Source organism: Parabacteroides sp. D25 (assembly GCF_000307475.1).
Classification (GTDB): Bacteria; Bacteroidota; Bacteroidia; order Bacteroidales; family Tannerellaceae; genus Parabacteroides; species Parabacteroides distasonis.
On the sequence record NZ_JH976504.1, the window covers coordinates 301,157 to 327,311 of the forward strand.

33 protein-coding genes are annotated in these 26,155 nt (G+C 40.2%); 3 read left to right on the forward strand and 30 right to left on the reverse strand.

Translation table 11 applies throughout. The annotated features are described in order from the left end of the window. From HMPREF0999_RS14010 to HMPREF0999_RS14150, 29 genes are all read right to left on the reverse strand, one after another. Positions 1–931 (reverse strand): hypothetical protein (locus tag HMPREF0999_RS14010; RefSeq protein ID WP_232306308.1); only part of this gene is annotated, 931 nt, incomplete at its 3' end. A 4-nt stretch (positions 932–935) separates the two neighbouring features. Next, the gene (locus HMPREF0999_RS14015; RefSeq protein WP_009276193.1) at positions 936–1,634 is read right to left on the reverse strand and encodes a WbqC family protein; all 699 of its coding nucleotides are present in this window, start codon (positions 1,632–1,634) and stop codon (positions 936–938) included. Then, positions 1,609–2,253 carry a sugar transferase gene (locus HMPREF0999_RS14020; protein WP_008779286.1) on the reverse strand — a complete coding sequence of 215 codons (645 nt, stop codon included), beginning with the start codon at positions 2,251–2,253 and terminating at the stop codon, positions 1,609–1,611. Before HMPREF0999_RS14020 ends, HMPREF0999_RS14015 begins: the two co-directional genes overlap by 26 nt. Before the next feature lie 27 nt (positions 2,254–2,280). Then, positions 2,281–2,748 (reverse strand): acyltransferase, encoded by a 468-nt coding sequence (locus HMPREF0999_RS14025; RefSeq protein WP_008779285.1) that lies wholly within the window; start codon positions 2,746–2,748, stop codon positions 2,281–2,283. 38 nt (positions 2,749–2,786) lie between these two features. Next, positions 2,787–3,845, reverse strand: a complete 1,059-nt coding sequence (locus tag HMPREF0999_RS14030) for a 3-oxoacyl-ACP synthase III family protein (protein ID WP_009276194.1) — start codon at positions 3,843–3,845, stop codon at positions 2,787–2,789. A gap of 11 nt (positions 3,846–3,856) precedes the next feature. Continuing rightward, positions 3,857–4,096, reverse strand: a complete 240-nt coding sequence (locus tag HMPREF0999_RS14035; protein WP_008779283.1) for an acyl carrier protein — start codon at positions 4,094–4,096, stop codon at positions 3,857–3,859. 12 nt (positions 4,097–4,108) lie between these two features. Next, positions 4,109–5,506: an AMP-binding protein gene (locus HMPREF0999_RS14040; RefSeq protein ID WP_009276195.1), complete on the reverse strand. Its 1,398-nt coding sequence runs from the start codon at positions 5,504–5,506 to the stop codon at positions 4,109–4,111. A gap of 14 nt (positions 5,507–5,520) precedes the next feature. Continuing rightward, positions 5,521–6,279 carry an SDR family NAD(P)-dependent oxidoreductase gene (locus HMPREF0999_RS14045; RefSeq protein WP_008779281.1) on the reverse strand — a complete coding sequence of 253 codons (759 nt, stop codon included), beginning with the start codon at positions 6,277–6,279 and terminating at the stop codon, positions 5,521–5,523. A 5-nt stretch (positions 6,280–6,284) separates the two neighbouring features. Then, a complete protein-coding gene (locus HMPREF0999_RS14050; RefSeq protein WP_008779280.1) occupies positions 6,285–7,034 on the reverse strand; it encodes an SDR family NAD(P)-dependent oxidoreductase in 750 nt (249 codons plus the stop codon). Continuing rightward, a complete protein-coding gene (locus HMPREF0999_RS14055; protein ID WP_008779279.1) occupies positions 7,034–7,264 on the reverse strand; it encodes an acyl carrier protein in 231 nt (76 codons plus the stop codon). Before HMPREF0999_RS14055 ends, HMPREF0999_RS14050 begins: the two co-directional genes overlap by 1 nt. A gap of 19 nt (positions 7,265–7,283) precedes the next feature. Beyond that, positions 7,284–7,913 carry an acetyltransferase gene (locus HMPREF0999_RS14060; RefSeq protein ID WP_009276196.1) on the reverse strand — a complete coding sequence of 210 codons (630 nt, stop codon included), beginning with the start codon at positions 7,911–7,913 and terminating at the stop codon, positions 7,284–7,286. 48 nt (positions 7,914–7,961) lie between these two features. Next, a complete protein-coding gene (locus tag HMPREF0999_RS14065) occupies positions 7,962–8,927 on the reverse strand; it encodes a glycosyltransferase family 2 protein (protein ID WP_198286129.1) in 966 nt (321 codons plus the stop codon). 12 nt (positions 8,928–8,939) lie between these two features. Beyond that, entirely contained in the window at positions 8,940–10,037 is a 1,098-nt protein-coding gene (locus tag HMPREF0999_RS14070) for an EpsG family protein (RefSeq protein WP_232306309.1), read from the reverse strand. 65 nt (positions 10,038–10,102) lie between these two features. Next, positions 10,103–11,107: a polysaccharide pyruvyl transferase family protein gene (locus HMPREF0999_RS14075; protein ID WP_008779275.1), complete on the reverse strand. Its 1,005-nt coding sequence runs from the start codon at positions 11,105–11,107 to the stop codon at positions 10,103–10,105. A gap of 407 nt (positions 11,108–11,514) precedes the next feature. Further along, entirely contained in the window at positions 11,515–11,838 is a 324-nt protein-coding gene (locus tag HMPREF0999_RS14080) for an acyltransferase family protein (protein ID WP_009276199.1), read from the reverse strand. 103 nt (positions 11,839–11,941) lie between these two features. Further along, a complete protein-coding gene (locus tag HMPREF0999_RS14085) occupies positions 11,942–12,775 on the reverse strand; it encodes an SDR family NAD(P)-dependent oxidoreductase (protein ID WP_008779273.1) in 834 nt (277 codons plus the stop codon). 2 nt (positions 12,776–12,777) lie between these two features. Further along, the gene (locus HMPREF0999_RS14090) at positions 12,778–13,683 is read right to left on the reverse strand and encodes a hypothetical protein (protein ID WP_009276200.1); all 906 of its coding nucleotides are present in this window, start codon (positions 13,681–13,683) and stop codon (positions 12,778–12,780) included. 29 nt (positions 13,684–13,712) lie between these two features. Then, positions 13,713–15,254, reverse strand: coding sequence for a membrane protein (locus tag HMPREF0999_RS14095; protein ID WP_005859206.1), 1,542 nt, complete (start codon positions 15,252–15,254; stop codon positions 13,713–13,715). Between the two features lie 41 nt (positions 15,255–15,295). Further along, the gene (locus tag HMPREF0999_RS14100) at positions 15,296–15,529 is read right to left on the reverse strand and encodes a hypothetical protein (protein WP_008779271.1); all 234 of its coding nucleotides are present in this window, start codon (positions 15,527–15,529) and stop codon (positions 15,296–15,298) included. Between the two features lie 37 nt (positions 15,530–15,566). Continuing rightward, positions 15,567–16,373, reverse strand: coding sequence for a GNAT family N-acetyltransferase (locus tag HMPREF0999_RS14105; RefSeq protein ID WP_005859211.1), 807 nt, complete (start codon positions 16,371–16,373; stop codon positions 15,567–15,569). Next, entirely contained in the window at positions 16,366–17,880 is a 1,515-nt protein-coding gene (locus HMPREF0999_RS14110) for an amino acid adenylation domain-containing protein (RefSeq protein WP_009276201.1), read from the reverse strand. Before HMPREF0999_RS14110 ends, HMPREF0999_RS14105 begins: the two co-directional genes overlap by 8 nt. Before the next feature lie 41 nt (positions 17,881–17,921). Beyond that, complete coding sequence (locus HMPREF0999_RS14115) at positions 17,922–18,899, reverse strand: 3-oxoacyl-ACP synthase III family protein (protein ID WP_009276202.1); 978 nt, start codon at positions 18,897–18,899, stop codon at positions 17,922–17,924. After that, a complete protein-coding gene (locus tag HMPREF0999_RS14120; RefSeq protein ID WP_005859218.1) occupies positions 18,896–19,129 on the reverse strand; it encodes an acyl carrier protein in 234 nt (77 codons plus the stop codon). Before HMPREF0999_RS14120 ends, HMPREF0999_RS14115 begins: the two co-directional genes overlap by 4 nt. An 18-nt stretch (positions 19,130–19,147) precedes the next feature. Then, positions 19,148–20,965, reverse strand: a complete 1,818-nt coding sequence (locus HMPREF0999_RS14125) for a Coenzyme F420 hydrogenase/dehydrogenase, beta subunit C-terminal domain (RefSeq protein WP_008779268.1) — start codon at positions 20,963–20,965, stop codon at positions 19,148–19,150. A gap of 140 nt (positions 20,966–21,105) precedes the next feature. After that, entirely contained in the window at positions 21,106–21,339 is a 234-nt protein-coding gene (locus tag HMPREF0999_RS23350; protein ID WP_009276203.1) for a nucleotide-binding protein, read from the reverse strand. Between the two features lie 159 nt (positions 21,340–21,498). Beyond that, positions 21,499–21,723: a hypothetical protein gene (locus HMPREF0999_RS14135; RefSeq protein WP_009276204.1), complete on the reverse strand. Its 225-nt coding sequence runs from the start codon at positions 21,721–21,723 to the stop codon at positions 21,499–21,501. A gap of 108 nt (positions 21,724–21,831) precedes the next feature. Continuing rightward, entirely contained in the window at positions 21,832–23,766 is a 1,935-nt protein-coding gene (locus HMPREF0999_RS14140; protein ID WP_008779266.1) for a polysaccharide biosynthesis protein, read from the reverse strand. Further along, complete coding sequence (locus HMPREF0999_RS14145; protein ID WP_008779265.1) at positions 23,763–23,999, reverse strand: hypothetical protein; 237 nt, start codon at positions 23,997–23,999, stop codon at positions 23,763–23,765. Before HMPREF0999_RS14145 ends, HMPREF0999_RS14140 begins: the two co-directional genes overlap by 4 nt. Before the next feature lie 131 nt (positions 24,000–24,130). Continuing rightward, positions 24,131–24,562, reverse strand: coding sequence for a hypothetical protein (locus HMPREF0999_RS14150; protein ID WP_009276205.1), 432 nt, complete (start codon positions 24,560–24,562; stop codon positions 24,131–24,133). A gap of 133 nt (positions 24,563–24,695) precedes the next feature. Between HMPREF0999_RS14150 and HMPREF0999_RS14155 the strand changes: the two genes are divergently transcribed. From HMPREF0999_RS14155 to HMPREF0999_RS14160, 3 genes are read left to right on the forward strand one after another with little or no spacing between them, the layout of a single operon-like run. Then, positions 24,696–25,184: a hypothetical protein gene (locus HMPREF0999_RS14155; protein WP_005859232.1), complete on the forward strand. Its 489-nt coding sequence runs from the start codon at positions 24,696–24,698 to the stop codon at positions 25,182–25,184. Between the two features lie 31 nt (positions 25,185–25,215). Further along, positions 25,216–25,359, forward strand: a complete 144-nt coding sequence (locus HMPREF0999_RS22750; protein ID WP_010182156.1) for a hypothetical protein — start codon at positions 25,216–25,218, stop codon at positions 25,357–25,359. Beyond that, positions 25,356–25,766 carry an N-acetylmuramoyl-L-alanine amidase gene (locus HMPREF0999_RS14160; RefSeq protein WP_008779263.1) on the forward strand — a complete coding sequence of 137 codons (411 nt, stop codon included), beginning with the start codon at positions 25,356–25,358 and terminating at the stop codon, positions 25,764–25,766. Before HMPREF0999_RS22750 ends, HMPREF0999_RS14160 begins: the two co-directional genes overlap by 4 nt. On the opposite strand, the gene HMPREF0999_RS14165 is transcribed toward HMPREF0999_RS14160, so the two are convergent. Further along, entirely contained in the window at positions 25,763–26,152 is a 390-nt protein-coding gene (locus HMPREF0999_RS14165) for a hypothetical protein (RefSeq protein WP_008779262.1), read from the reverse strand. The genes HMPREF0999_RS14160 and HMPREF0999_RS14165 overlap by 4 nt on opposite strands. Positions 26,153–26,155 lie beyond the last annotated feature (3 nt).

Here is a 26,155-nt window from a genome sequence, read left to right on the forward strand (position 1 = left end):
TAATATTATAAACATATTCAATCTCATTCTTCCCATAACGCTGATCAATCGGTATAGGGATCATATAAGAGGATAGATAATACTCAAAAGATGTAGAATCAGTTTCCTTAAGCAAATAATTCCACCAACGTCCGGTATAAATTTTCTCTTTACTTAAAAGATCCACCATATCAGATTTCTCTACAACTAATGGATAAACAAATGGAACACAATTATCATCGAAATATATATGAGGATTGATTTTATTCATAGAAGAATATAAATCAGATGCTAAATTAAAATTCTCAAATCTTTTATTTTTAATATAATCATAAGGAGCATTTTTAAGTATAGCACGAGAAAGAATAGACATTCTAGAAATGTTAGACATATCTATACGCTTCTCATTTAATTGTCTATATTGATAAGCAGAATTGCAACCCACTTCTATTCTTTGTAATAAGAAACCTGCTGTCTCAGAAGATAAATCTTGATCATATTCATCACTAAACCTTACAGCATCTGGGCCTACTACATAACAGCCATCAGGAACGCCTACAAACTTTCTGGGAGAATAGACATTATAGACTCCATTTATAGGTTTTGCGAATAGAGATTGGGCATTGTCGATGATAACATTTTTATACCCCTCAATCAATGATAACATGTGCTCTGTAGACATAAGGCCAAAATAATTCACAAACACTATTGCGGTATCATCATCTTGAGAAATATCAAGAGGCATAAAATCCTTATCTATATGATAATAATCAACTTTAAAACCTTTACCAAGAAGAAAATTACGAACCGTAAAGCACTCATAATAAGGCAAAAGGACTTTATTTACATTTAGAAGTCTACAACAATGATAAATACCAGCTCTATTAAGATTTAACCTACAGACTTCAGAGCCATTAAACAACTCACCAGTATCACGTAAGTCTAATTCCAAAAAACTACCTATTTCCATTTATAGCATCAACCTTATCAACTACATACTCAAAATCAAATCCACAATTAAAAATATAATCAAGAACAGACATATTCTCTATAAAATCTCCCCATAACTGAGGATACTCAATAGGAGAATAATCCATATATTCTAATTTTAATCCTCTTTCATTAAAATGGGATTCATCTTGATACACTCTAGCACCATTGCCCGAAATATATGCAGTAGCTCCAACTTCCAATGACAAATCAATTACACGCTCCTCTTTTTTAGCATGAGAAAGCAATTCAGAGGATCTAAATATTTTAGGTTTAATACCAAATTGATTGGAGATAAATGTATTTAATGCTATATTCAAATCTGCCACATTGGAATAATCATTTAGATATACCTCTTTTAAAGATGGATAAATATCAGAAAAGAAAGGAGCTTTCTTATAATTCATCTCTATTGTCTTAAGATGCTTTTCCTTCCATTTCAATTCATCTTTCGGTCTCACATGATTAATAGGATCACCAAATTTCATTTCTACGGGAAACTTTACACGCAAGACACCTTGAGGGGTCTTGATCTTATTAAAATTGTGAGCAGCCTCATTCGAGAACTGAGCATCATCCAAGTATATAAACAAATCAGATTTATACATCTTGTAAAAGAATCCCAAATATGGAATATAATCAGGCTGATGTATTGCTACTTTCATAAGCATTATTTTTTTCTGTTCTTTCTTCAGATAAAGACTTTCTTACATATTCGCCATAATTATCATTTTTCCTATGGATTAAAAGTCTAAACGTTCTAAACAATATTTTTAAATCAATAAAGAAGGAGCAATCTTCACCATACTCCGCTTCCCACTGTAGTTGTTCATCCCAAGTTGGAGTAGGATTATCCTTTAAAACTTCAGGAGGTAACAAACCTCCCCTTACTTTAAATCTTTTTTTCTCATAATCAGAAAAATATATATTGTATTTAGAAGGCATTGGTCTTGGCCCTATGATAGTCATGTCTCCTTTCAAAATATTTAATAACTCTGGTAACTCATCTAAACTGGTATTTCGCAACCAACTGCCAAATGAAGTTTTTCTCAGTTCATCCGGCAAAAGATTCCCATCTGAATCAGTTTTATTAGTCATTGTCCTAAATTTCAATAAACTAAAAGAACGTCCATTCAAAGTTGAACGCTCTTGTATAAAGAAAATTGGAGATCCTAATTTAAACCGAATCACTACTATTAGAACTAAATATATGGGAATCAAAGCTACAATGCCAAACAATGATAAAATAAAATCTATTATCCTTTTTATATATCTATACATCATACTACTATATATAAAAACATACTCAGATTATTTTTTTTCACTTTCCTTATTTTTCACCAAAGTTCCAAAATTAACAATCTGGCTTTTCTCGCTTATCTCTATTCCTGTCCTAATAATCCGAGCTGGATTTCCCGCAATAAGACAATGACTAGGAAAACTTTTCGTAACTACACTACCAGCTCCCACAAACACATGATCCCCTAATGTTACGCCTGGAGTAATTATTGCTCTTCCACCAATGACACATCTCTTTCCTATATATGTATCAACTTTATTTTTACCCCTAAAATAATCATGAGCCAATAACATAACCCCAACCGACACCCTTGTCTCATCTCCAATATGAATACCCCTAGGATTTACTTTGTCCATATCTATCCTCTGAGAAATAGAGACGCCTTTTCCTATATCAACTTTTTTGACATATTTCAAATAATTGGTATATATACCACGAACTACCTTACTAACTCTTTGCCGAAATGTTTTCTTTTCCATATAACTTTAATATTAAATTATCACCTATCAACTTAATCTTAAATGCTTACAAGCGTTGACACAATCATAGGTTTCGTCTTCACCCACATCGTCCCCCAACTCAATCCCAGTCCAAACGAAGACATTAATAGTGTCGTTTCTTTAGTCCTAAGTTGATCTGCGATCCTTGTTACCATCAATGAAGGAATAGAAGCACCTCCTAAGTTCCCAAACTCTTCCAAATTGTAAGGCACTTTCTCTTTGGGCAACTTCAATTTCTTCACGATACGATCCACGATCATCTTGTTCGCCTGATGAATCAAGAAATAATCTATATCTGTTTCACGATTGATATTATAATCCGCTAAGAAAGCCTCAACGGATTTAGGAGGACGAGATATGGCAAATGAGAAAACATTCATACCATTTATCAACGTATGAATAGGCGCACGCACAATACCATTACCAAAATCCTCATATTCAAAAGAGGCAGGAGTAGCCGGATGACGAAAACCACCATGAGGGGTCATCAGAGCCTCATATCCTTTTCCGTAGGTATGGAAGTCTACTACAATATCGTTAGCGGCCTCATCATATTCCAATGCGATCGCCGTACCACAATCTCCAAATAAAGGTACACGGCTTTTGTCTTTCATGGAACCCATTCGCAAGGCCGTATCCCCTATAAGTAGTAACGCACGCTTCACATTACCCGCCGTCAACAGATTACCGGCAACCGTTATGGCATACATACAACCACAGCATCCCATGGGTATGTCCATACAGAAACAATTTTCCGACAAGCCAAGCCTATCCTGTAGCACACAAGAGGTCGGGGGAGTACGATAATCGCCTGTAACAGACTCTAACAACAATACATCGATACTATCTTTCTCCCACCCTAACTCTACAAGCAGTTTTTCAGCGGCAGCCTGACACATATCCGAAGCGCACATGGTATCCGGGGCTATATGCCTACGTTTTATACCAACCGTATTGTCGAACACATCCGCTTCCTCTTGAGAAAGAAGTCCTAATTCGGAAGTTGTTACCACATTCTTAGGAACAGCCATAGCCACTCCTTTCATGCCAACATTCTTAATTTCCCACCTTGCCATAAGTCCAACCGTTAAAGCTCAACATCGTACTTCTTCAAGATCTCACGTCCTTTACCATATGAGGTAAATTCCATGATATCTTCCGGGTCAAACATAATATCCAAAGACTCTTCCAATAAAGCGATTATATTCAATTGATGAACAGAATCCCACGCATCCACGCTGTCTTTTGAAAAGCCATCATCCAACACCGCGATCTCCACACCAAACACTTCTACAAAAGCATTATTATACTTCTCTATATTTGTCATAGCTATTTACTTTTATGAATTTAACTTACTATACAATATCTTTCCCGCCTCATTCTTGGGAATTTCATCAATCACTTTTATCTCAAATGCCGAGGCCACCAATTTGGTTTTTTCTACCAACACCTCTTTTACCACCATCGCATATCGCTCATCAGTCAAGTAAACGGTCATCTTCTCATCCGTACCTACGCAAGCACATTCTATCGGATATTTTCCTTTGATTATCTGCTCGCACTCATCCAATCCGATGCGCATACCGAACAGTTTCAAGAAACGTCCCATGCGCCCCACTATGTAGTAACAGCCATCCTCATCCCGATAAGCCAAATCACCGGTACGCATAAAACCATTGCGTTCATCACCCAGCGACAGGTCTTCCCGACTACGGGCATATCCCATCGTCACATTTTTACCTCGATAACACATCTCACCTTCGGTATTGGCCCCCTCTATACGATTTCCCTCACTATCTATCAACGACAACTCCGCATTAGGTACAGCCCGGCCTATACTGCCGACTTTCTCAATGGCCCATTCCGCAGGTAAATAAGCCATACGAGCAGTCCCCTCCGATTGTCCATAAGTCGCGATCCAGCGTTTCCCGTTGTCACGACAATATTCGGCAAACTTCAAATTCAACTGACGAGACATTTTACCACCACCTTGAGTAAGTAAGGTCAGATCCGGCAAATCCATCCGGAAAAAGCGCATTAAGTTCAATATCTCAAAACTGTAAGGCACTCCCGTAAAACTAGTTGCCCGTTGTTCCTTCATAAAGTTCCAAAAAGCCTTGTCCGTCATGCTCTGATTCGTTATCAATACAGTAGAGCCCACATACAAATGACTGAATACGACTGACAATCCCATCGTATAATACAAAGGCAACACCAGTAAGGGCCTGTCATCAGACGTAAGTCCAAAGAAAGTCGATATATTCAAAGCTGCCGCCTCTATATTCTCATACTTATGGCGTACCAACTTAGGACTTCCCGTAGAGCCGGAAGTAGGTAACAAGTGAGACAAGTCGGCATGTAGCGTACAAGGCTCCATACCTGTATGCAACAATGTATAGCCATAGCACTCACACACGATCTCATATCGCAATGCGGATGCCATTCTTGTAGGAAGACACACATAAGAGGGACGGTATATTTCAAACAAATTATGATAAAGCCCCTCCTCGATATGAGCGTTCAATATCAAAGGCACATTACCCGAATGAATAGACCCCATGCCCCACGCTATTCCCCCCACATTGTTTTCTGTCAACAGAAACAATAAGGAACGTACTGGAAGCAAAGAGCCGATCCTCTCTGAAAAGGATAACAATTCCCCATACCTCAAGACAGCCCCCGAAGCATCTATTGCGGCAACCGCATCCTGCGGTCGCTCATTCAAACCTAATATCATCTGATTATTTTATTCTAAATGGAAGCGCAACCATCCACGCCCAATATCTGACCGGAAATATAGGAAGCCCTGTCAGAGGCAAGAAAAGCACAAGCGTTCGCCACATCTTCCGGTGTACCCAAACGTCCCAAAGCTATTTTCTGAATACGTGTATCAATCTTCTCACCACTCTCCTCATACAATTCAGAGAATCGTTCCGTCTTCACGATACCCGGCGCTACGGCATTGACTCTAATTCCCAAAGGAGCTAATTCCTTAGCAGCTGATTTGGTAAACGACATAATAGCCCCTTTGGTAGCCGAGTAGGCAGACTGACCGGGAGACCCCAATACTGCCGTAACAGATGCGATATTCACAATCGATCCACCACCATTACGAGCCATTAAACGAGATACCAACTGTACCATTTCTATGACTGCAATCACATTTACCCGGAACATCTGTTCTGTTTCCGGTCGAACAATCATGCCGATTTTCTTATTAAACACCACACCGGCATTATTAACCAGTACATCAATACGACCTTCTCGTTTGAATATCGACATAAAAGCAGACTTGACAGCTGCAGCATCCGTCACATCAAAATACAACGGTATTACACCGATTCCTTGTACAGCCACACATTGTTCCGCCCATACATCCATACTTCCTTCTTGTAGGTCACAAGCATATACAATAGCACCATCACCGACAAAACGTTCTGCTATCGATTTTCCGATACCCTGTGCAGCACCGGTAATGATACATACTTTATTCTCTAAAAATCTTCCCATCTCTATTATTTCAAGCTACGTCCTCCATCAATCACTAAATGGGTACCTGTAACCCATAATGAAGCATCCGACAATAAATAGATAATAGCATGAGCCACCTCTTCGGGCTTTCCATAGCGTTTTAACGGGTACACGTCGATATCTTTAGCTACATCTTCCATTGTCAAAAGTTTATTTTCTATCAATGGTGTCTGAATCCTTCCGGGATGCACAGCATTGCAACGAATACCCTTACCGGCCAATTCTAAAGCCGCATACTTCATATAAGTACTCAAAGCGCTCTTTGAAGCCCCATAAATTCCATTGGCAGGAGCCACATTACCATAAGCGGAAATAGAAGCCGTAAAAACTACCGAAGATGGATTCTTCATCTTTCTTTTTCGTACCAATAATTTCATGAGAAGCATGGGTGCAAATACATTGACTCCAAATACTTCCTCCAATACTTCAGACGAATAGAACTGTACAGGAATCATCTTTCCTATACCGGCATTACAGACAAAGCCATCCAACATAGGCAAAGAAGCAATCAATTCACCACATTCGTCCTCCTTAGACAAATCAGCGACAATGAACCGATGTTCCTTTCCTCCTTCAAGAGTTTGAAGCGTTTCATGCAAATTTTGTACGTTCCGGCCTGTCAGTATTAGAGTTGCACCCAATTTAGCGCACTCTATAGCCGTTGCCCTACCGATGCCGGAAGAAGCACCCGTTACAAGTATCGTCTTACCTTCTAAAGAAAAAGGATTATACATTACAGACGAGAAGATACCAAATTATACAAATCGCCAATGGTTACCTGTTTCTTCATGTCATCACCCGTAACCGTCACATTATATTCTTCATCAATCATGGAGATAATCATCAGAGCCACCAAGGAAGTATAATCATCCAACTCATGAAACTTAGTTTCAGTAGTCAATAAACCAGCATCTACATCATCAAATTGTTCAGCCAATTTCTCGATAAAATCAGTCATTTCCATATTCTTATTTATTTAGCTTTTACATTAATTTCTTAGCCGGATTCCCCATTACAGTTGTACCTTCTTTTACACGCCTTATAACAAAGCTACATGCACCCACATGTGCCCTATCTTCAACTACAACTCCATGATTCAAGACAGAAGAAGTATAAATATCCGCTTCATTCCCTATTACCGTTCCTCCCACACAGGTAACATGGGTATCAACCCGGTTCCAGTCTCCCATCTGTACATCATGTCCTATTACCGTATAAGATTGTATCAAATTATAACTACCAATCTTTGCATCTGCCCCAATACTGGTGTACGCTCCAACTATATTTCCTACACCTAATTTCACATTTGTTCCAATACGTGCCGTGCGATGAATTAGACTTATAAATAAAGCACCCTTATTTATAAGCTCTTCCATACATTTCTTGCGAATTGCCCCACCTATAGAACATACAAAAACATCATCTTTTTGTGGAATATAAGTACTTATTCTATCTAAAATAGGAGGATAGTTTGTAAAACCATCTAAAGCATAGAGGTTGTCATCTATAAATCCTTTCACAACAAACTCCTCGCCATACCCCCTACTCTCACGAGACATGTCATATAAAGTACGTCCCATGCCTCCAGCGGCAATGATTATGAGATTTTTCATAACGCTTAGCTTATAAATCAATATTCTTTGATCAAAATCATCTATAACTCACTTAATAAATTTCAACCTCAAACAACTCCTCAAAATAAAATACAATAGTTTAGGAGAAACATACAATAACATAAAATAATATTTAGCAGGACTACTCCACGAAGTCATCCGTACCCTTTCCTTTATATACTTTCGCACTAAAGAATCTGTATATACATAATCAACTAAATCACGAGCCTTACCTAGTGCTACAACTTTCACATACTTATTAAAAACAAATCCATTAAGCAACTTACAAACAGAATATACAAAACATTTGCTAGTTACTATTTTACATTCGGATTTACGGACTCGTTCATCTATACTATATAATGTATCAACAATTGATAAATCCACATTCATATTTAGATTTTTAGTAGCAGAATCTATATGTCGAACATAATTATAATAAAATCTATCAGTAACATATATTCTATGCGTATTAAGCAATACTCCTATAAAAAAATCAAAGACCTCACCTACTTTTATATTTGTATTAAATCTAACATTTTTAATTATTTCTCGCCTATACAACTTAGGTGTAATTGGAAGATAATCTACAAACATCAAAATATTTTCAAGATTATATACCCCAACAGGAATATTAGTCAAACAAAAATGTTTGATTCCATTCACTATATTGTAAAAATTAAAAATCAAAATATCAGCATGATATTTACTTGCTAGCACATACATCTCTTCGCACCAAGAAGCATCAATAAAATCATCCGGATCCAAAAAATACACATATTCACCACGGGCAACATCAAGGGCATCATTCCTTGCTTTAGATACACCTTCATTAGGTTTATCTATAACAACAACTCTATCATCTTCTCGTTCAAATTTCTTTATATAATTTAACGTATGATCTGTAGATCCATCATTTACAAATATGAATTCAACGTCATCAAACAATTGTTTTTTTAAGCCATCTATACATATAGAAATATAATTCTCCGAATTATAACATGGAATAACAATACTATTTTTTTTTCATACAGGCATAAAATGAAAGGGTTCATTCTTAATTGTAGCAGCAAATAATATTAGCAATAATACAACAACCATAAAAAGAACAGCGGCATTAATACTCTGTCTTGATTTCTTATACAAGAAGAATATCAAACACGCTATAACTACAAGTTTAAATCCTCTAAAATAACGAAACGGCCTAGCTAAAACCAAATTATTAACAAAAACAATCTGAGCCAAAGTTCCAAAAAAATACAAATCATATATTATATTAAATTTCCTCCCATAATAATAGCATTTCATTTTTTTACAATATGATACAATAATCAGATCCAATAAAATAAAAACATACATACTTACACCTGTTTTCGTAATATCCGCAAATCGATAAAGCACATCTTCAGTATACATTTCATATCCAGAAAGTGTAGCTAAATAGAATATAGTATCATTTATATTTGTCAACAAATCAACATTATATATAGCAACATAAGACACAACAAAAAGCAATAAATATTGAACATTAATACTATTAAAATAGTGATCTTTTTTCAGATATAGAAAATAAAATGGGAATAATATAACAGCAGAATAATGAAAACCAACAGAAATCAACACAAGAGTAAAGAATCCTACAATCCTCTTATCTATAACACAAGTAATAGCACATAAGAATATACAACCTGCAATATCTTGTCGAATACCATTCATCCAATGAATAAAGAATTGACCCATAAAAAGAGATACAATCAAAGCAGGATACAAGAATTTACAGTCTTTCATAAAATAGAAAAGACAAAACACTTGAATGAAAGCACAAACCGCAAAAAAAACGATTGGATGTACACCTGCATTACTAAGCGTATCACGAATTAATGCGAACAAAGGTTCATATTCCTTATGAAGAAATGGATTTATATATCCATCTAAATAACCTAAATGATCTTCACCGACATCGTATCGCATCCCAAATACAACAGCAAAAGAAAGGAGCATAAGGATTATCTCCCATCTAAAAAACAGATTTTTATGTATAGTTACATGCTCTCTATAAGATGCAATAGAAGCACAGCAAAACAGAAAACACATTATAAATGTATAAATAAATACTGAAAGCACGATATCAAATTATAAAAGACAGGTTATCCTTAAGAATATTTTCATTTACCGTTACATCCATACCGTCAACCATTCAACGCCTCTCGCAAAAAATCAAGACTCTTTTCACGCCACTCCACCAGCTTACCAGAATGATATTTTTCTAACAAATCAGCAAAACGAACACCACCTCTTCTCTCATTCACAACACAACGGAAAGGTTTTTCGAAAATAATAGAGAATACTGTTCCATGAAATGAATCCGTAATTACAAAACTAGCATCACGAAAAATAGCGATCCATTCCTCTATTGTCAGCTTGGCCTGTCCATAAGCGGAATAACGAAGGATAGGCAATCCTCTTTTTTTCGCCTCTTCTGTGATTATCAGATCTACTTCCTTTGCGGAATCTAGCACATAAGCAGCAAGATATCTCTTCTTAAAAACAGGAACTTTCATACACAACTCCGCATATGTCTCCTTTCTAACAAGTAACGTGGGATCGAGTACTGCCACAGCATCTATTCCCAAATATCTCTCGCAAAGAGCCACTCCACTTGTCTCTCGCACAGATACGGCATCAAAAAGCTGAGCTAAAGAGGAACAAACGGAGGTTTGTTTTTCTGAATATTCCCAATAGTCTACGCCAAAAGAAGCAGCATAGGCAACCCTTTTTCCCGAAAAATTCCCCGCAAAATGCAAAAACATATCCGACAAACGATTCACATTATATATCGGACGCCACGTTTGATCACTACCTACCAACAATGCTTCTAAACCATATTCTCTAATCATCTCCATCGAATAATTTCTACAAGTAGGAGTCTTGATAATATTTTTACTCACAAATTCCTCAAATAGCGGCATCCTTCTCTCTCTCCATCTCTTAAATCTTCTCCTGCGTGAAGGAATAAACCAAAGAAGCAAGGATTTGATCGTAGAAAGAATAAATCTTCCAATCGAAGGACGAGGAAGGATGTCAATAGTAATCGGCTCATGCCCCAACCGAATCAAGATATGCTGCAAGGCCCAATTCTGTAAAACTCCGCCATAATTACCTCTAAGAGGTTGTGTCAATATTCCTATTTTCATGATCCATATTTTTATCTTCTTTCTTATTTTAGTTAAAACAGGATAAACAAGTTCTTCTTTCTCAGTCTTATCAGGTCAAGTAAGTAGAGGGACTTTCATACTGACTGTCTCTAGAAATGCTTGTCAGATTTGAATGTGATTAACTAATACGTTTTACACTCTTTAGGTTGGTTCACTAAGATGCTATACAACTTCCGTTAGGTGAACTAAACAGCTTTACATTTAGCCTTGGGTAAACTAAATGGCTTTACAACATTTGCTGACAGATGAGTAAAGTGTCTCATCTTCGTCTTGGGCACAAATTTAGCAACTAACATTCACTAAAAACAGTGACGAAAGAAACCACAAAGCATCATTTGAACGTAAACATCCCAATGGAAGAACGAACGTGAAAAGCTCAAACCATTTTACCCCTCCATGTTAATATCTATTAATGAATAATCCTTACAATAAACAAAGGGCAAAGAAATGACAGACCATGTTATCAGCGGTATGATAAACTTCTTAACCTTACTCCTAATATACTTCATCTCATTTCCATTCTCAGGGCTTTTGAAGAAAAAGCCGCTAAAAAAATAAAAAGAGGACATAAAAAAACTTAGGGCATTAAAATAGAATTCGGATGCGGCACCTTTTGCATCAAAAAAACCATATATTATAAAAATATGCAGGACGAACATATGCAATAAGCATACACCTTTTACCGAATCAATAGAATAGTCTCTCACCATTGTTCTTGGATTTTAATCATACATAACAACGAATATGAACATTCAAAAACACATTCTTTCAATTAATATACTTTACCGGATATCCAATAGCCAATCAGTACGTTCAAATCAAGACACCCCCATCTACAGGGATTATATAGCCAACAATTTGCCTTGCTTCGCCACTAGTGAGAAAGAGAGCGGTTTTAGCTATTTCCTCAGGCATTGTAAAACGTTTACTCGGCTGTCCTTGGAAATAAGCGTTGTCTTCAAAGTTCCTATTATGAGGCAACGCTGGATTGGAGGTAAGGCATGTGCCAGGCGCAATACCATTCACCACGATATCATAAGCAATAAGTTTTCTTGCGATTCCACCAGTCAAGCTATGAGCGCCCCACTTGGCCACGGCATAAGGGTCGAAAAGTCTTTGGTAGCCGGCGATAGAGGTAATGTTGAGTATATTCCCCTTGATTTTATTGTCTATCATATACAGCCCTTCCATTTGGCACATCAAAAACATACTTTTCGTATTGATATCATATGTCCTGTCCAGTACTTCCGCAGTATATGCATTCCACGGTTCATACTTAGACATCCCACCTCCTACATTGTTCACGAATATGTCGATTCTACCCATCATAGAAACGGCTTCATCGAACTTCTGCTTATAAGAGTCAAAATCCAAGGCGTCCCATACCAACGTATAAAGCTTGGCATTACTTTCGGAAAGCTGGAAGTTTGACAGTTTTTCTTTACTTCTTCCAGTCACTATAACCTCAGCACCCTCTGCCAAGTACGCCTTAGCCATAGCTCTGCCCAATCCCTCGCTACCGCCAGAAATAAATACCTTCTTATTGGCATATCTGGCATCAGGATTGGTAAATGTAACAGAGACATATTTTACTCCCCCGTGTTTAAGGGATTTCAAGAAATTCACGATGTAAGACTTTATTCCCATAATTACTTATTATCTATTTTTTCCATTATGTATTTAGTGAATAATAGGGCTCCTCTCTTGTTAAGATAATAGCAGTTGCGAAACAAGGATTTGTCATCCGAAAATCCAGGCTCTTCCATACAGTCGAAATACCATGTCTCCCCCCCGTTGGCTTCTGTAATGAAAGAGTCTATCAGTTGTTCTTTGGCAGCAGCGGGAAATTTACGGCACAAAGATCTATGCATAGGTGGTATGACCAGGACCAGCCTTAACTTCTCCTCTTTGCAATACTCAATCATATCTTTTAACATTGATATAGTCCTATCATATACCGTTCTATGACTCTCCACGAATTTATCATTCAAGTTATTGATATTAAACTGAACAGTCCATCCCTTTATCCAATTCTCAGCATCACGCTCCAGTTGCCTATCTCTCATTATCACGTCTTTGGACGAAAAGACTCGTGTCCTTATGTCACGGATAAATTCCACCAATGGGTATATGGATATAGGGCTATTTTTATAGCCCTTTATTTTACTATTCCGGATATAGTGTCCACCGGGAATCGTTCGATAGTCCAAAAAACTATAGCAACGGTCTTCTATGTAATCCACCGCTCCACTGATCGACGTAAACGGACAAAGCGGATAAAACACAATAGCATTATCCTTTAGGAACTTGCGGTACCGCTTGAGTATCAAAAAGTCGCCTACCATCGTCTGCGGCGCCACAGCCCAGTTCATTCCCTTACATCTCATATCGCTGTAATCGAAATCATATACGCCGGAACTGCTGCCTAGATTCACAACGTCCAATGGCTCCTCTTTCATTTCCCAAAATTTCACGCAGTCTTTGAAAAGGACCTCGTTGTACCAATGAGAAGACTTAATGAATGTATTGATTTTGTTCTTTATATAATGTTTCATGAGATCTTCTGTATTAACAAATTCTCTGATCATTGTTTAGTCTTGCTCATCTTAGTCTGAATCCAACTGACTATTTTTTTTCTTTCGGCACGTGTTATTCCTACGTATAAGATAAGAATCATCAATACGACCTCTGTAAGCAAGGATAGAATAATGAACCTTTGCCATCCATCCTCCATCAAATATACGATGGCCGTAGGCACAATTACAGAACAGGCACCAACTAAGACACATGGGAGAACAGCGCCAACTAAAAGTTCACGTATGTTGAAATGTACATAAGAATAGACAATGAAATAAGCATCAATCATAACAGTTATATTAATGATGACGAGAACTATGAACACCGCATAGGCAGGAGCACCCATTTTCAATATGGCATAACTAATAGGTAAGGACAATATCATTATGGTTCCATTGAGCGAATTCCCCAGCTTCATCTTGCCGATAGCGTGAAAGGCCATAATCATGGACGCACGGAAAACCTCGGCAAGACTGAGTAAAAGTATGATCAAAGTGAATACATACGTATCAGGAGGAGTGGCTTTGCCCAGCCATAAGTTTAATATGAACCTCAACTCAAAACAGATGGGCAAGATTAATGCCAACATCAAGAAGAACGAATAACGTGCGGACTTAAACGTAAGCGAGTACATCCTCTCATAATTGTGTTCGGCAAAACTTTTAATTACCTGCGGCCTCGTGGCCATAAGAAAATTAATCACAAAATGGTTGACAGCCGTTTGGATTTGATAAGCCACCGCACGTGCCGCATTGACCATGGGACCGAAAAATAAGTTGAGAAGGATATTAATACCTTGCCCTTGGCTTATTGATGCCAATCCGCCAAACATCTCCCACCCTGAATAAGCCAGCTGCCTTTTATATAAAGTCTTATCCGTAATCCATCTGAAACGGCACTCCTGATAACGCCGATACGTATAAAACCTATAAAAAAACTGAATCAAAAAAGTATTCAGCATTAACAACAAAGCATAAAACACTAAGTCATCCATGGGAGATAAGGAAAGGAGGTAAGCGATAGCTAATCGCGAAAACGCATCATATAAGCCTACATAGGCATAAATAGACATATTTTCATGGGCTATCAGTGAAGCATTGTAAGGTACTTGGGTGAAGTTAACCATCACCGTAACAATAGAAAACTGATAGACCCACCACGCAGCCGATAGTCGTTCCACCGGTATAACCATTTTCTCGTAAAAGAACCAGAGGCCTATAGTCTCAGCCAACAGCAAGACAATAAAAGCCACAGCCATATGCAAATTCAATGAAACCGAGAAAGTTCTCTTCAGCATCTCTGCGTCCTTCATTCCCAATTCGTAAGCCAGAAAACGACTGGTTGATGAAGACAGGGCACCGTTAAGCACTCCTATTACGGCCACAATTCCACCTACCGCATTATAAATACCGTAATCCTCTACACCAAGCGTTTGAAGTATCACACGGGAAGTAAATATGCTTACCCCCATGACAAGTAACATACGCACATATAGAAAAAGTGTATTTTTTGCTATACGCTTATTTGTTGAAGATACTTCCTGACTCATTTCAGACTGCCCCTTTTATTTAAATAGCATTCACACGATTATCATTCGTTCACCCCGTTCTTCTGCAGCAGCCTCACAATACTATCTAGGCTGTCAAAATTTTCGGGAATGATGTCAATACCATCAATGACGATATCGTATTCGGTGTCGAGAGTATCGACCAGCGTCACTATATCGAAGGAATCAAGCATACCTTCCTCTATAAAGTTTACAGGCTCGCTGAAATCGAACTCGGGGCGTAACTCACTCAAAATCGAAATAATTTTCTCTCTCATAATCTTTTTCTCCTTTAATCTTGGCAATTATATACCTTTATTTATTTCTAATTAATACATAATCATAAAGTCTCTCTACTTCAAAGCCGTAATGACGGTAACGTTTAATGGCATTTTCGTTACTAGCTATCACCCAAAAGAGTTGACGCTTGGTGGCGTGGCCAGCTCGCATAAATTCATTGAACAATCGGGAACCAATCTTTAAATCCCGGTATTCGGGCAAGACAAACCAATAACGCAGATATAAGGTCTGCCCGTTCAGTTCAAAGATGATAAAACCGTAAACCTTTCCTTTTTCCTTATATACGAGCACACCCTTTCGGGATATGAAGTCCAGTATTTCCTCGTAACAAGGCAGCTGTTCAGACAAGGGGTCAAAGTTGGTATGGAGCATATCCTGTACCACACATGCATCAGCCTCTTCAGCGAGACATACATTGGGGACATCGCTCACTTTATACTCCAAGGCTCCGAGGCGACTCATACGGTAGAGCTGTTCATACACGCTGAAGCCTTGCTCCACAAACACATCTTTCAGACTCGCAATCTTTCCATCACCCACTATGTCAACGACCAGTTGCTCAGACAATATAGGTAAAACAGCCTTCAATCCCCCGACCAGTTGTTGCAAGGTAGTGGTAAGAAAAAACAGGTTGTTGACCGAATCGGTTAAATGGAGCAGAAAATAACCGTCAGGGAAAGAAACGTAAAACAACTCTCCTTTCTCTATCCATATGGAGTGCTTCTTCCTATCCAAGAAGAAATTGGACAGATAGCCCTTACGCAAAGAACGAATATCGCTCACAAAGCCATTAATCTTATCAAGTGAATCTATCTTATCCATTGACTTGGTTATTATAGAACAGGCGGTCAATCTTACCGTTCGTATTACGCTGTAACTCTCTGATATGATGATACACAGTGGGCTGCATATAACGAGGAATGCTAGTAGAGATAACCTTGCGGAAAGTTGCCATGTCAAGTTCCTCTGTAGCCTGATAGAACATCACAATCTTCTTGTTTGCAAAGTCATAAACGACGCAACAGCTATCCACCATGTGACTACCAAGAATTGCAGTCTCTATCTCGCCGAGTTCGATACGATAACCATTGTGCTTAATTTGAGAATCTACACGACCCACATACATAATTTCTCCATACTCATTCTCATAAACGACATCACCCGTACAATAGATTGTCTCCGGATAATAATTATGTAGAGGATTCTGTATAAAGGCTGAAGCAGTCTTTTGGGGACTGTTATAATAACCAAGAGCTAGCGAAGAACCTCGTACACAGAGTTCTCCTTGTTCACCCTTTGCCGCCCGACGTTTGCGATCAACGAGAATCAACACGTCACTGTTGCGACACGGGAAACCTATAGGCAGAGGTTCACTATCAGAAAACTCTCGTTTCACTTCATAGAAGGTACAGTCAACAGTAATTTCCGTAGGCCCATAAAGGTTAGCATAACGGCAGTTGGGGAGGTGCTTACGCCAGTAATTAAGGTGCTTATTTGGCATTACTTCACCGGCAAAGAACACATCCTTCATGTATATAGGCTTTTTTGTTTCGAAAATATTGAGATTGGCTACATTGATGAGCACAAAAGGAACCCAAAACACGAACGTAATTTTCTCCTCATTGAGATAGTCAACCAACTTGGCTGGGAATGCGAAATTACTTTCTGGAATAATATTAAGCGTCGCACCAGTGGAATACATAAGGTAAATATCAAGTGTTGAGTTGTCAAAATAGAAAGGGGCTTGATTACCAATTACTGCATCACTCATAAAGTGAAACGTATCTTTCGCCCAATCGATATAGTCAATTACACCACGATGCGAGACAACCACACCCTTGGGAATTCCCGTTGAACCACTGGTAAAAATGCTGTAAACAGGATCAGTATCAATCTGATGAGTGAACTGTGAAAAAGCATTTTCTATATTTATATCACCCTCAATTATATCTTCAGCCACAAGAATCCGTACATGGGTAAAATCCCTAAGGGTTTCAATATGAGAACGATCAGTTATGAGCACTTTAGATTCAAGAGTCTTGATAATACTGCTGACACGAGAAACGGGAGACTTTGTATCAAGAGGCACATAAAAGTTTCCACTCATATTAATACCTGCAAAAGACTCAATCATCTTGCCCCCTTTCGGAATGTAAACACCAATTGGGTTATTTAACCCGATATTCGTATTCACGAGAGCAGCCGAAATCTTTTGCGCATTTCTCCACAAATCACCAAATGTGATAGACATTTCCGAATCTTTAACAGCTATTTTCGCAGGAAAGCGACTAACAGTAGACTGGAGATATTCAATAACAGATTTTTGCATATCTAATAAATATTTTTCGATTCTTACGAGTAATGGATCGGTCACTGTTTATTCAGCGGTTCATAGAAATGAGTTTTGGAAAGATCCAGAGCAACACTTCCACACGTAAGGCCAGCGCCATAGGAACAAAAAACGGCATGCCTCGGACGGTTTGCCTTGTTCAATCCATAAAGATCACATAACAAATTGGGGATAGTGGAGCTACTTGAGTTACCAAAGTCCTTCATGTTCACTGGAAATTTCTCTTGACTTGACTTCAATGCCATTCTAACATTCTTAATAATCAACTGACTGGATTGATGCAACGCATATATATCCACATCAGAATCCTCCCATTGCATCAAATCCATCACAGTGCGGATGCTCTTAGGGCCGTTTACTATACTAAATGAGAAAACCCCCATTCCATCTTGGTATATATACCCACCATGGGGCATCATGATCCGATCGTATCTCGCACCATCTGAACAGAGATGGAAGGCCATGCCTGTTGTTCCTTTTGAAATCAGTGAAGCAGTACCTATATCGCTCGCATCAATACTACCAACAGCTTTAGGGTCAAGACAATTCTTCAGCATATCACCTCCAAGAACTAAAACATTCTGACATAATCCACTATGTATCCACATGGCTGCTTGCATCAAACCATAGATATAACCGGTACAACCATAATTAATATCCAAGCAAACGGTCTCATTCTTCAATCCTAATTTATGCTGGAGATAGACAGAAGTATCAGGGAGCGCCCAATCACGAGTCACAGTCAATACAACCAAGCCGTCTATGCTCTCTCTGTCGATGTTATCCTTACTGATTAGATATTCAGCAGCGTTGAAGCATAAATCGGATGATTTCTGATTCGCATCGGTTCTGTAAACCCATTCAACTCCTGTCGTACGGATAACATCTCTTGTTTCTTTTTCACCATATTGCTCGGCGAAAGAAGATAAGGAAATCTTATTACTCGGTAGCCAGCTTGCAATACTGCGGATAGAGACATCTGGTATGATTGTTTTCATGCCTTTCTTTCTTTTACGATATTGAAAAGATCTTCAATTGTATCGGCATTACGCACGTCTTGGGTGTCCAGCTCCACACCATATTCTTGATAGACCATCGCTACGACACTAAGACTTGTTAGCGATGACCAACTATCCAGTTCATGAAAATCCAAATCAGCTTCAAAAATAGCAGGATCTTCCTCTTCGAATTGGGAAACAAATTTGCCAATAAAATCTTTTAATTCCATATATCAAGTATTTTTTATCTAAGCCTTCCAAAGAATATTTTTCTCCACCACCACGGCAGGATCACCTTTCACTATACTGAAAGCAGGTATGTGACCGGAAACCACCGAACGAGCAGAGATTATGGCACCTGGTTCGATTACCGCCCCAGGCATCACCGTACAGCTTTCCGTTAACCATACATGTTCTTTGATGGTGACGGGAGAAGAGGTTTTATATCCGCGAATAGATATAAAGTGTTCCCCGTTGTTATCGCGGATAGTGACATTACGTCCACATCCGGTATACCGTCCGATAGAAATATGGTCAGCGCATATGATCGTCAAGCCAATATTCGCACCTAAACCACCTCCTATTTCCAAAGTAGCGTTCCTGAACACCTCAATGTCGGCACCATACGCAACACTATAAGGTTCATATTTAATCTCCATCCTCCCTCCGTTCTCAATCAAGAGCCTGCTGTCCAGGCGAGATCCTTTGACACGCTTACTTCCAAAATAGAAGGGCGCATTCAGTATCAGCTGGGCTTTGGATCCCATGACTATAGTACAGTACTTATTTATGATGAAGAATTTTCCTTCCAAAACATTTCCTTTTACTTGTCCGCAAAAGAAGTTATATCGAAAGTTTTTTGTCCATGTACCAAGACTCCATCCTGAGGCTTTTTTTACGCTAAATAAGAAACGGGCTACGTTCTTAAGCTTTTCCTTGACGCTAAACCCCTTCTTCCCAAAATGGGGCAGGTACTTCTTGATGCAGGCATCCAGTGATTCATTGAGGGTAGCATAGAACGCATCCCTGTCGTGACTAGAATGGCACAAAGGCTTCATTAAAAGGCGATTTCCTGCTATGGCCTTGTCTAGAGGGAAGTCCTGCTTTTTCAGAGTTTTAATATTCTGTATCAAGTCAGCGCCTTTTTTGCTATGCACAAAGACTACGGACGTTCCCAAATCATTGTCAAGCTCTTTAGGTATATACTTTTTATCAGCCCATAAATCACCAATGGTAATGTCTGTAGCTCTAGGGAAACCCTTGAAGGGGCATTCAAAACAACTCGGCCGACATACCTCAGGAACGATATAATTCAGAATACGCCACGGATTGTTCTCCAACGTTTGATATTCGACATCTCTATTTTCAAAGAGAATTTTAAAAGTATGCTTACGCCATCCCAACTCCTTGTTTTTAGCTTTAAAATAGACAACCTTTGAATGATGCTTGTTTTCCAGATATTCTATGTACTTCCGGAAAAGCAATGGCGAGGCTATACCCCTACAGATATAATCCACCAAAATCAAGTTGTCATAAGTTTTGTGCAGGAAGCCGCGCAGGGCTGCCATCTGACATGGACCTCCACAAACAAGCACGGGCTTGCCAGTCTTCAAGGCTTCACGAACAGCGATATAAAATCCATCGAAACGGCTCTGAAGATATTTGCTAGAGCGCAAACGAGGCAAGTCGGTCTTATCTGCTGAAAGGAACTGAGACACTGACCAGTCTTCATTATAGACCGCACCACCCACGTAGCCGCCTTGCTTGTAAACGTATTCGGCAAGGGCTGTGAACGCTCCACCAGAAGTGCTGTCGAAACGTACCTCGATATTCTTATGTATGGCGGCATAGCAAACAGGAATCTCAAAATCATTTTTCTTTAGCTCTTCAGAGTGCAGATTGGGGCAGACCTTTTCACAAAGACCACAATCTGTACATTTATTTTTATCAACTTCCGGGTACCAAAATCCCTCTATATCGGTCTTGAAAGTAATAGCCTTATGGGTACATACATCACCACAAGCATTGCAGCCACAGCATTTACTTTTATCTGTAATTTGAATCATTTATAATATAATTTATATCGAACGTAAACAGTCATTTTAAACCTGCAAAAACCTAAAATGAAATATTTTTAATTTTATTTCACAATAAAGGGGTTATATGTAACTATTCAGCAATAACAAAGACATGGTACATTGTCATCCTATAACGACAAGATGGTATTGATTGCCTTAAGTTGTGATTGTTTGTTCTTCCAGACAGTGTCGGCGACAAAATGACGATCCTCCGTCATAATAAACTTTGCATTTGCGATAACAGCATAATTCAAGAATTTATTGTCATTCGGATCTGATTTTATCAAATTAAACTTATAATAAGGAGTAAGGAAGCTGATATATAGATTGTTCAAAATAACATCTAAGGTTAGTTTAGTCATCTCTTTTCCCGTCAGTTGCTCTAATATTTCTTCATTTTCATTAAGGATCTTTCAGATGCACATAATTCATTTGCGTCATCTAAGAACGACTGCCATATTCAATGATATCGGTTTCTACTCAGAAGACTTTGAATCAAACTGTTCGTATCCAATACGATTTTACTCATCGTTCAAATCTATACGAAAGTGTATTGTCCTCAGCTCGTCAAGCTTCTCCTGATTGAGACCTCTCGAATCCCATAACTCATCCAAACGTTTGTCCAATTTTTGCGAGAAATATTTCGTCAAAACCGCTTTCATCTCTAATAGCTTTTCCTCCGAGCCATCAAAAGCAAAAAACTTCAACAAATGTTGTTGCACGGGATTAAATACTGTCACTTCCATATTCTTTTGTTTATTCATCCAAAATAGATGCTTGCATATCAAATTGATTGTATGAAAATATAGTCAATTCCTTTTACCACAAACATTTCTCCTTGAAATATTCCCTCCTCAATCCAACTCCTCAAACCGAGAATTCTGGCTCTTGAACTCAGGCACGAATACTTTCATCTCCCTCACCATCGGGAGGATCTGGACACGAAGGGATAATTCGATTAATACATGGATATGTGTTATCACATCCTTATAGTCATACTCACGAACCGCCGCCACCCGAATTTTCTCGTGAGGAGTCTCTTTCGTATTCTCCTTGTTGTTCAATAGCTCCTCATATAGTTTCTCGCCGGGGCGGAGACCAGTGTACTTGATCTCGATGTCTTTGTCTACCTGTAATCCGGACAGCTCGATCATACGCTTCGCCAAATCCGCTATCTTCACCGGCTCACCCATATCGAAAATAAAGATCTCACCACCCTTGCCCATTGTACCGGCCTCTAACACCAGGCGACAAGCCTCCGGGATAGTCATAAAGTAACGGATGATATCGGGATGGGTGACCGTCACTGGACCTCCCTGAGCGATTTGTTCCCGGAAACGGGGGATAACCGAACCGTTGCTACCCAATACGTTTCCAAAACGGGTCGTAATGAAACGCGTCTCGCCTTTCACCTCTCCTCGCTCGATCGCAAGGCTCAAGCTCTGTACGTAGATTTCAGCCAAGCGCTTGCTACAGCCCATGATGTTCGTGGGGTTCACCGCCTTATCTGTACTGATCATCACAAACTTCTCCACACCATAACTTACAGCGGCATCTGCCATCACACGGGTACCGAACACGTTTGTTCGAATCGCCTCGCAGGGGTTCTCTTCCATCAAGGGGACATGCTTGTAGGCCGCCGCATGGAACACCACTTGGGGGTGCCAGTTGCGGAACACATAATCCACACGGTCCGGGCTACGGACATCGCCGATTACTGGGACAAAGTTTAGTCCCTTGTATTTCTCTTCCAATTCCAGACGGAGATTATGCATCGGGGTCTCAGCGGAGTCGAAGCAAACCAACTTCTTAATCGGGAAATGAGCCAGCTGGCGACAGATCTCGCTACCGATACTGCCGGCGGCTCCCGTGACAAGCACGGTCTTCCCTTCCAACAGATTGCCGATTTCGTCCAGATTAATATGGATCTCCTCACGACCCAACAAATCCTCGATACGGATCTCTCGGACGGAACGTTTCGCCTCACCTCCACGTAGCTCCTCCATCTCCGGGACTACCAATGTCTTCAAAGAGGCCTGCTCGCAATAACGGATCAAACGGTCACGCTCCTGATGGGCAACCTTTATATTGGGGAAGAGAACGCCATCCAAACTGTTGCGAGGGATCAAGCGATACAGATCCTCCACGTTCTCGATCTGGTAGACCGGCAACTCCGCAATCCGGATGCTTTTCTTGGAATTACCAAAGGAAAGGAAGCCCATGATGCTATAATTCTGCATGAATACCTGACGGTTAGCCGATGTGGCGATCATCACGCTTTCCTCCTCCGTGCCAAAGACCAGTACCCGCTTGCGTTTCTTACCAAGTTGCAGGAGGACGCTGTTATAGACATTGATCACGAAGACACGCAACGTGACCAACATCACGATCGTCAACGTACTGTCCATGATTCCACCCAACCAATAGATAGAAGGGCTGAAACGGGCTTTCAATAGCCAAAGCAGCAGGAACATCAAGAGCGACTTGCCGATCGCAGCACCACCGATCCGCCACAAGCCACGCAGCGTGGAATGGCGAATAACCCCATGATATGCTTTGAACAACAAGAACGAAACGATACTGGCCACAAATGAGGAGAGGCCCACTTTCAGCACATCCGGCTCTCCAATACGTATATGCAGAATGGAGAACATTCCTAGTACGCCCAGCAACGATACGGAAAGCGAGACGAAAAGGTCCGCACTAAAAATGATCCAACGGTTGATATACCGCAAATTCACCAGACGGCCTAAGGCCAATCGCCATCTGCCCTTATGAAAATCCATCATTTGTATTTTGTTTGTTTTATATTCAATGCCCTAACTTTTCCCAACGGCGGTGCCTGTGACTCGTGGCGTCCCGAAGCGGCGGGCGTAATACAGCTTTCCGTCCGCAAGATCGTACCATCACCATGGTGGATGATTTGGATCGCATGGGTTGCATTGGGCACGATCTGCACATTGCAACCGTAGATATGGAAGACGAAACGTGCTTGTTCCGCCCGCTCATAGTTTTCTGTCATATCGTAATTTTTTCAGTAAGGTTATCACTTTTCGTTTCCCTTGGAAAACGAGGTATATATGAATTGCCCTGTGAAGTATATATCAATTGCCTAACACAGTATATATCCTCGGGCATATGCAGTATATCTTCTCAAAAACGGCCAGTTGAGCGGTGTCTGAGACGGCTGCTCCACGCATCGTTAATACGGGCACGGATGTTGCTGACGCTTTTACCCTTCGTGATTCGGGGGGTGATGGGTAGAAAGAGGCGGATGAAACGCTCTTTGACCATCTCCTCGGGGGTTATTTTCGGCTCGTTCTCTTGCATGACCAGAATGACTTGGGCCAACTCGGTAACCGTCCGGCACTCGACGATCTGCGCAAGATAGCGTTCCAGATCCTCTTCTTTATTTATATAGGCACGAAAACGGATCGTTTCAGGCATGAGACCGGATCTACCGTCCCCCTCTTCTTGGGAGGTCTCCCCGCAATATTCCCCCACATAGAAGTTCTGGATGGCTTCCGTAGCGTTGGGGAGTATCTGGTTATTGCCGCCGTGTATGGTAATCGTTATATCAGACATAAGGTATATATGAATCGTTTGTCAATGAAAAGTAAACAGTTTGTCAACGGTTATCAGCGGATTTGATTTCGCTATCCGGGGGTTGTACTTTCGCATTGTCAACAATAAGTTTAATCTTTTTAAAAAAAGAAGTATGATTAATTATTCAACTTACATGTGGAAAAGTCCACTGGATGAGACCGCAAAGGAACAGGCGTACGCCAAGAACCAAGTGACGAAAGTGATGAGTTTCGATGATTTCGTGAAGCACATCTCAGATCACAACGGTGTTTTCACACGCGGCACGGTAAAAGGCGTGGTAAGCGACACCTGCTCATGCCTAGTGGAACAATTGCTGAACGGCTACAAGGTACAATTCGGCGAACTGGGAATCTTTAGCATCTCCATCACCTGCGAGCCGGCCGCTACACTCAAGGACTTCTCCAGCGATAATATCAAGGCAGTGAACATTCTATTCAATCCGGGTATAGACTTCGAGAACCTACGTTCTAAGGCTGAATTCAACCTAGTAACCAGCCGTGCGATCCAAGCCGCCTCGCTGAAGGCGGTAAAGGAGAATAAAGACACGGTAGACTTGGCTGCGTTGAAGAAAGGAGACTCAGAATCTCCCGATGAGATCTAAATCCTGCCATTGAGAAATACGGCTCTTAACCATGAAGCTTATTTTATTCATTTATTTAAAGACTACAAGTATGAAAAAAACAAATTGGAAGAGCGTCTTGCTCTACATCATCCGCATTGTCGAACTGGTCATCACCGGTGCCGCCGGTGGAGCCACTAGCGGTTGGATCGGATGAGAACCATCACGCTGATTATCGTGCATTGCTCTGCCAATAGGCAGGGCAGCACTTTACGGATGATGGACATCGACCGTCTGCATCGCTCTCTCGGCTGGAATGGCTGCGGATATCACTTCGTTATCCCGACCGATGGTACGATCGAGACCGGTAGACCCCTTGAACAAGTGGGCGCTCACTGTAAGAACCACAATCGGTACAGTATCGGGGTTTGCTATATCGGAGGACTCGCCAACGATGGAAAGACTCCCATGGATACCCGAACGGAAGCCCAACGAGAAGCCCTACAGGGTTTGTTTCGTGAATTGCATCAGCGATTCCCCAAAGCCCTAATCGTGGGACATCAAGACTTGGACCCGTCGAAATCCTGTCCCTGTTTTAATGTCGTGAACGAGTTTTCCGATTAGTTTAACGCAGGGAGTCCCTTCACCTCCCTCGTATGCCACGCTTGGTAGGCGGGAGCGGAGAGTTCAGGTACAGTCAATAACTTGTAATCCGCCCCGTTCTGCTTAGCTATATGTTTTCGTTCATACAAACGAAGGGAACGATCCGTTACGGAAACCATGACAACCGGAAAAGGATAAGCGTACAGGCGCATCGGCGTGATCTCACTATCCGGAAAGGCACGACGCAATTGATAAGCGGAACGTTCGAACGCGACCCAATAAGATCCCGTACAATATAAATGGATCGAGGTCTGATTCGCACACTCACGATTCATGATCTCTCTCAAATGCCCTTTCAGCAATAGCATCAAACGGATACCGGAGGGAGTTTCGCTTTCCTTTCTCATGAC